At 65.4% G+C, this 1,058-nt stretch carries 1 protein-coding gene and 1 pseudogene; both read right to left on the bottom strand.

What is annotated here, in order from left to right:
• Positions 1-42 precede the first annotated feature (42 nt).
• Complete coding sequence (locus HMPREF1155_RS08690) at positions 43-684, bottom strand: IS3 family transposase (RefSeq protein ID WP_081501556.1); 642 nt, start codon at positions 682-684, stop codon at positions 43-45.
• 55 nt (positions 685-739) lie between these two features.
• A pseudogene (locus HMPREF1155_RS09190) lies at positions 740-910 on the bottom strand (hypothetical protein); the annotation flags it as partial.
• Positions 911-1,058 lie beyond the last annotated feature (148 nt).

Below are 1,058 nucleotides of genomic sequence, written 5' to 3'. Positions count from 1 at the left end.
TGAGCTGTGTCAAGATTTCGGACACAAAACGCCGCTCCCTTTCTAAGCTGCCATCTTCCCCTCGCATCCGTGCCGGTCGACGGCGCTTTCCGCAGCCGGCTTCGTCCTCTCGAAGAAGGCGTCCATCGCCTTCGCGGGGACCTGGTAGCCGATCGTGGAGTGGGGGCGGTTGCGGTTGTATCGGCGCTCGATGTAGTCGATCACGCCGTTGCGCGCATCCTCGCGCGTCGCCCACGTGCGCAGGCTGTACATCTCGTTCTTCAGCGTGCCGAAGAACGACTCCGCGACCGCGTTGCCATGGCAGCTGCCGGTGCGCCCGACCGAGAGCCTCACGTCGTGCTCGTCGGCCCAGCGGGCCAGGATCCTGCTGGTGTACTGCGACCCGCGGTCGGAATGGAAGATCGCGTTGCCGGCGACGTAGCCGCGCCGCCAGGCGCGTTCGAGCGCCTCGACCACGATGCCTGCGGTCATGCGCTCCGACATCGCCCAGCCGACCACCATCCTCGTGCACAGGTCTATCACGGTGGCCAGGTAGAGCCAGCCCTCCCTGGTCCTGAGGTAGGTGATGTCGCCCACGAGCTTGCAGGTGGGCAGCGGGCTCGTGAAGTCGCGCTTTATCAAATCGGGCCTGGCCGGAGCGTCCTCGTCGGGGATCGTGGCCCTCTTCTTGGAGTTCGGGGCGATTCCCCCGTATGCCCAGCTCCTTCATGCATTTCCTCACGCGGTACAGCGTCGTGCCGGCGAACTCCTCGGGCAGGAACGCCAGCACGAACCTGGCGCCGAAGGTGCGGTCCGATTCCAGCCACACGCGCTTCACCTCGGCCCTCAGCCCGGCCCACGGGTCGTCCGGCTCGCCCTTGGCCAGCCAGCTGCAGAAGCCCGACCTCGACACCTCCAGCACTCTCGCCATCATCTTCACGGGGTAGCTGTCCTTCTCCGACCTCATCAGGCGGTACCTGTCTACCTTGCTTGGTTCGCGGCGAAGAAGGCGCTCGCTTTTTTTTAGGAACTCGTTCTCCTGCTCGAGCTCGCGGACGCGCTTGCGCAGCCGCCTCAAA

Source organism: Slackia sp. CM382, from assembly GCF_000293015.1.
Taxonomy (GTDB): domain Bacteria; phylum Actinomycetota; class Coriobacteriia; order Coriobacteriales; family Eggerthellaceae; genus Slackia; species Slackia exigua.
The sequence above is the reverse complement of the archived record's forward strand: the minus strand, read 5'-3'. Positions and strand labels throughout refer to the sequence as shown.